Source organism: Streptomyces sparsus, assembly GCF_054776295.1.
Genome location: NZ_BAAHCA010000226.1, coordinates 1 through 6109 on the forward strand (window position 1 = coordinate 1; position 6109 = coordinate 6109).

The 6109-nt window shown below is 70.0% G+C and carries 5 protein-coding genes; 4 read left to right on the top strand and 1 reads right to left on the bottom strand.

The features are described from left to right. The first annotated feature begins 115 nt into the window (after positions 1–115). The 3 genes from ACYVE9_RS12815 (at position 116) to ACYVE9_RS12825 (ending at position 2210) form a co-directional block, all read left to right on the top strand. Positions 116–577, top strand: a complete 462-nt coding sequence (locus ACYVE9_RS12815) for a molybdenum cofactor biosynthesis protein MoaE (RefSeq protein WP_461027935.1) — start codon at positions 116–118, stop codon at positions 575–577. 294 nt (positions 578–871) lie between these two features. Beyond that, entirely contained in the window at positions 872–1093 is a 222-nt protein-coding gene (locus ACYVE9_RS12820) for a hypothetical protein (protein ID WP_461027936.1), read from the top strand. Positions 1094–1118: 25 nt separating this feature from the next. Continuing rightward, positions 1119–2210 carry a YlbL family protein gene (locus tag ACYVE9_RS12825; RefSeq protein WP_461027937.1) on the top strand — a complete coding sequence of 364 codons (1092 nt, stop codon included), beginning with the start codon at positions 1119–1121 and terminating at the stop codon, positions 2208–2210. A 147-nt stretch (positions 2211–2357) separates the two neighbouring features. Here ACYVE9_RS12825 and ACYVE9_RS12830 read toward each other — a convergent pair whose 3' ends face one another. Beyond that, on the bottom strand, positions 2358–2972 hold the full coding sequence (locus tag ACYVE9_RS12830) for a PPA1309 family protein (protein WP_461027938.1): 615 nt from the start codon (positions 2970–2972) through the stop codon (positions 2358–2360). Positions 2973–3084: 112 nt separating this feature from the next. Here ACYVE9_RS12830 and ACYVE9_RS12835 point away from each other — a divergent pair, with 112 nt between their 5' ends. Next, entirely contained in the window at positions 3085–5991 is a 2907-nt protein-coding gene (locus ACYVE9_RS12835; protein WP_461027939.1) for a UPF0182 family membrane protein, read from the top strand. The last annotated feature ends 118 nt before the right edge of the window (positions 5992–6109 follow it).

Here is a 6109-nt window from a genome sequence, read left to right on the forward strand (position 1 = left end):
TGCCGCCCCGGCCGCCCGAGTCCGCTGCCGGGCCCGGACGGACAGCGGCGCCCGGCGTGGTCCACGGCGTGGGCGGCGGTTCCGAAATCCGGTCCCGTACGGCAGCATGAGGCGCATGTCCCAGACGTACGACCACCCCGGTGAGCGAGCCGCCGCCGACCCGATCCGGCTGCTGGCGATCCGCGACGTGCCGCTCTCCCTCGACGAGGTGCACCGGGCGGTGGGTGACGACGCCGCGGGCGGGACGGCGCTGTTCGTCGGCACGGTGCGCAGCCACGACGGCGGCGCCGACGTCACCGCGCTCGGCTACTCCGCCCATCCGACGGCGGAGGCGGAGCTGCGCCGGGTCGCCGAGAAGGTCGCCGCCGACTTCCCCGTGCGGGCACTCGCCGCCGTGCACCGGGTGGGTGACCTGGCCGTCGGTGACGCGGCGGTGATCGTGGCGGTCTCCTGCCCGCACCGCGGTGAGGCCTTCGAGGCGTGCCGCCGGCTGATCGACGACCTCAAGCACGAGGTCCCGCTCTGGAAGCACCAGACCTTCGCCGACGGTACCGAGGAGTGGGTCGGCGCCTGCTGAGCGCCGCCGCCCCACTACCCGCCCCACCTCCCGCACGCCGCCCGGACCTGCTCGCGCGGGCCCTTTGACCGGCCCCGGCCGAGGGTGGGATCTCGGCCGAACGAGTGAGGGGCGGGGAACGTCCCCCGGACCCGTGGAGCCCTCCCCACCTGCGGTGTCCGGGCGGCCGGACGGGTGCGGCCCGATGGCCGGATCGCGTCCGGTTGCGGAACCCGCCCACCGGCCGGACCGTTGGCATTCCGACGACGGACTCCCGTCCGGCCCACGGTGCGGGCGGGGGAGTGGGAGGTGCTCATGGCTTCGCTGGTCTGGCTGCTGATACCGCTCACCGCCGGCATATCCGCGGTGATATGGGCGTCGTGGGCCACCCGGCAGATACTCGACGGCACCGCGGGCGACGCCGCGGGGGTCGCCGGGTACGAGGCCTTTCGCACGGCCATGGACCGCTCGCAGGACCGGCCCGGGCGGCGGATGGCGGGGATAGCCACGGACGGACCGTCCCGAACAGCCGACTGACCGGTCCGTCCCGTACTGTCGTCGCATGTCACGCCGACACGCGACTCTCCTCGCCTCCACCCTGCTGCTGATAGGCATGCTCTGCGCACTGGTCCTGGTACGTGTTCCGTACGCGGAGCTCTCCCCCGGACCGACGGTGAACACGCTCGGGGAGCACAGCGGTGAGCCGGTGCTCAACATCAAGGACGAGAAGACGTACCGCACGTCGGGCCACCTGAACATGACGACGGTCCGGGTCACCAGCGCCGACTACCGGATGGGCCTGGTCGAGGCGCTGTACGGCTGGTTGCAGGACGACGCGGCGGTCGTGCCCCGCGAGACGCTCTACCCGGACGGCAAGACGGCCGAGGAGGCCGAGGAGGAGAACGCCGAGGAGTTCTCCCAGTCGCAGGAGAGCGCGAAGGTCGCGGCGTTGAGGGAACTGGGGGTGGAGGTGCCCACCCGGACGGTGGTCGCCGCCGTCGTCAAGAGCAGCCCGGCGCAGGGCAACCTTCGGGCCGGTGACGTGATCAAGGCTGTGGACGGCGAGCCGGTGCGGGGCCCCGGCGACGTGGCGGAGCTGGTCACCGAGCACGAACCCGGTGAGGACGTCGTCTTCACCGTGGTCCCGGTGAAGACCGCCGAGGCGGCCGAGAAGGCCGGTGACGACCCGGCTGAGGGCGACACCCGGCGGGTGACGCTCACCACCGCGGCAGCAGAGGACGACCAGCGGGCGATCGTCGGCATCCAGGCGGGAACGGCGCACACCTTCCCCATCGACATCGAGATCGAGCTCGCCGACGTCGGCGGGCCGAGCGCCGGGCTGATGTTCGCGCTCGGCATCGTGGACAAGCTGTCCAAGACGGACCTGACCGGCGGGTCCTTCGTCGCCGGCACCGGGACCATCGACGGTGAGGGCAACGTCGGCCCGATCGGCGGCGTCACCATGAAGACCCGGGCGGCCCGCTCGGCGGGCGCCTCGTACTTCCTGACCCCCGAGGCCAACTGCCCGGTCGCGGCGCAGGACAAGCCGGACGGCCTCACCCTCGTCAAGGTCGGCACCATGGACGACGCCGTCGACGCGCTGGAGCAGATCCGCGAGGACCGCACCGACGCCCTGCCGCGGTGCGAGAGCTGACCCGACACCCGCACGCCGCACACCAGCCACACCCGACACCCCGCACCCGCGTCCCGCACACCGCCCGCACCCGTGCGCCCGTCCCCGCCGTGGGTGATCAGCCACGGCGGGGACGCTGCCGGCGCCGCGGGGCCGCCGCGGGGACGGTCAGCCCTCGAAGGTCGCGGTGAGCGCGTCCGCCAGGCCGGGCACCAGGTCGGCGCCGGTCAGGACCTCCGTCGCGGTGTCCTTGTCGCGCAGTCGGATGGCCGACTCGCGCGTGCCGTCCCGCATCACGGCCACCGTCATGCGCACCTCCTGGCGCTGCGGGTGCTCGGCCACCCAGCGGGCCAGCTGCTCGTCGTCGAGGTCGTCCGGCGCGTCGCCCTCGGCGGTCGGCGGAAGCATCAGCCGCTCCACCGTCATGGCGCAGCCGGTCACCGCGTCCGGCCAGGCGATGGTGCCCAGGAACTCGTCCAGGGGCAGCCCGTCGGGCAGCTCGTCCTGCTCGACGGGTGTGAGGGCCGCGGGCGCCGGCCCGTCCTCGGCTCCGCCGTCGAGCCCGAGCTGACCGGCGAGCGCGGGCTCCTCCGAGCGCAGCCGCGCGGTGTCGACCAGGGCGAACAGCCGGGCGGGCTGGTCCCAGCCGAGCCCGGCGGTGTACTCGTCGATCTCCAGAACGGCCCGGGTGAGGGGGTTGGCCGCCAGCGGGGTACCGCCGGACGCGGAGCCGGGGTGGGAGTCGCCGCTGCCGGCGGTTTCGTCAAGGGAAGTTTCACTCATGCCCATATCGTGCCTTCCGTGACCCCGGAAACGGGAACTGAGTAAAGCTTGAGTAAGTTGACTGGGTGAGCCCTACTATGCGGGGCCAGCTTCATCCATTGCGATCTTCGAGGTGCGCACCTTGGCTTTCCAGATGCCGGACAGGGGCTCAGGAGGTCCCTCCGGACCACGGATCAGAGTCGGCCAGCCCTCCAGGCGCGCCAAGACCCTGCTGATCACGGCAGGCGTACTGGCGGTGCTGGCCATGCTGTTTGTCATGTTCGCCGGCTTCTGGACCGACTGGCTCTGGTACCGGTCCGTCCAGTACACGACCGTGTTCACCACCACCCTCTGGACGAAGATCGGGCTGTTCGCCGTCTTCGGCCTGCTGATGGCAGTCGCCGTCGGTGTCAATATCTGGCTCGCCCACCGGTTGCGGCCGCCGCTGAGCGCGATGTCGCTCGAGCAGCAGAGCCTGGACCGCTACCGGATGGGGATCGCGCCCTACAAGAAGTGGGTGCTGCTCGCCGTCACCGCGCTGGTGGGGCTCATCTCCGGCGCCTCCGCGGCCGGCCAGTGGCGTACCTGGCTGATGTGGGTGAACGGCACGCCGTTCGGCAACACGGACGCGCAGTTCGGCAAGGACATCTCGTTCTTCGCCTTCGACCTGCCCTTCTACCGGTTCCTGCTGGGCTTCGGCTTCGCCGCCGCGGTGCTCTCGCTGCTGGCCGCCGCCCTCGTCCACTACCTGTACGGCGGGCTGCGCGTCACCACGCCCGGTGCCCGGGCGACGTCCCAGGCCACCGGCCACCTCTCGGTGCTGCTGGGCATCTTCGTGGCGCTCAAGGCCGTCGCCTACTGGCTCGACCGGTACGGCCTGGCGGTGAAGTCCAGCGAGATCCGCGGCACCAGCGACTGGACGGGGCTGCGGTTCACCGACGCCAACGCGTACCTGCCGGCGAAGACGATCCTGTTCTTCATCGCCGCCATCTGCGCCCTGCTGTTCTTCGCCACCCTGTGGCGGCGCACCTGGCAGCTGCCGATGATCGGCTTCGGCCTCATGGTGCTGTCGGCCGTGCTGATCGGCGGCCTGTACCCGGCGATCGTGCAGAAGTTCCAGGTCCAGCCGAACGAGCAGGCCAAGGAAACGCCGTACATCGAGAAGAACATAGAGGCGACGCGGGAGGCGTACGGCATCGCCGACGCCGACGTCCGGGACTACACGGGCGTCACACCGGACACGGACGCGCAGAACGACAAGCTCCGTGAGGCGGCTGACAGCACCGCCAGCATCCGCCTGCTCGACCCGAACGTGGTCTCGCCGACGTTCCGCCAGCTCCAGCAGGTCCGCGGGTACTACACGTTCCCCGACACCCTCGACGTCGACCGCTACCAGGACGACGAGGGCAACGAGCAGGACACCGTCGTCGGTCTGCGTGAGATCAACATCGACGGCATTCCCGAGCGGAACTGGATCAACGACCACTTCAAGTACACGCACGGCTTCGGCCTGGTCGCCGGTGCGGGCACCGAGATCGACAACGACGGCACCCCGGTCTTCACCGAGAAGAACCTGCCGCCGGAGTACCAGCTCGCGGGCAAGTACCAGCCGCGGATCTACTACGGTGAGCAGACCACCCAGTACTCCATCGTCGGCGGCCCCCAGCAGGAGCTGGACTACGCCGACGACGAGGGTGAGAAGACGTACACCTACACCGGCAAGAGCGGGGTGGACCTCTCCGGCCCGATCAACCGGGCCGCGTACGCGCTGACCTTCGGTGAGCCCCAGATCATGTACTCGGGTGCCATCGGGGACGGTTCGCGGGTCCTGTACAACCGCACGCCCAAGGAGCGGGTCGAGGCGGTCGCCCCCTGGCTGACCATCGACGGTGACCCGTATCCGGCGATCGTGGACGGCAAGGTCGAGTGGATCGTCGACGCCTACACCACCTCCAACGGCTATCCGTACTCCTCCCGCACCACGCTGGGGGACACCACGCAGGACTCGCTGACCGACGGGCAGCGGGCGGTGATCGCCCAGCAGGACCGGGTGAACTACATCCGCAACTCGGTCAAGGCGACGGTCAACGCGTACACCGGTGACGTGAAGCTGTACGAGTGGGACACCAAGGACCCGGTGCTGAAGACCTGGATGAAGGCCTTCCCGGACACGGTGGAGCCGAAGGGTGAGATCAGCGACGACCTGATGAACCACCTGCGGTACCCGCAGGACCTCTTCAAGGTGCAGCGTGAGCTGCTCCAGCGCTACCACGTGACGAGCGCCGGCCAGTTCTACAGCGGCAGTGAGCGGTGGCAGATCCCGGACGACCCGACGCACAAGGGCACGCCGGTCCCGCCGTACTACCTGAGCATGAAGATGCCCGACCAGGAAGCGCAGACGTTCTCCCTGACGACCACCTTCAACCCGAACCGACGGGAGACGCTCGGCGCCTTCATGGCCATCGACGCTGATGCCAGGAGTGACGAGTACGGCAAGATCAGGATCCTGAAGCTGCCGGCCAACACCACGGTGGCCGGTCCACAGCAGGTGCAGAGCAAGTTCAACTCCGATCCCACCATCGCGGAGTCGATCAACCTGCTGAAGCGCGGTGACTCCGAGGTCGAGTACGGCAACCTCCTGACGGTGCCGCTCGAGGGCGGACTGCTCTACGTCGAACCGGTCTACGTCCGCGGCGCGGGCACCAACTACCCGCGTATGCGGAAGGTGCTGGTGACGTACGGCGAGCGGCTCGCGTTCGAGAACACCCTCGACGAGGCGCTGGACAAGGTCTTCAACGTGGACGGCGGGTCCGAGAACGAGGACGAGCCGCCGCCGGAGGAGAACCAGGAGACACCCCCGGGTGAGGACGAGGGCACCGATCCGCCCGAGGACGCACCCACTCTCTCCGAGGCGCTGAACGACGCTCAGGACGCCTACGAGAGGGGCCAGGAGGCTCTCCAGGACGGCGACTGGGAGGCGTACGGCAGGGCCCAGAAGGACCTGCAGGACGCGCTCAGGGAGGCCGAGGACGCGCAGTAGCACGGTTCGCACGACTGTGCGGAGCGTGCGCGGCTGACATCCCGCGCCGTGTTAGTGTTGGCCACGCAACGGCGCGGGGTGGAGCAGCTCGGTAGCTCGCTGGGCTCATAACCCAGAG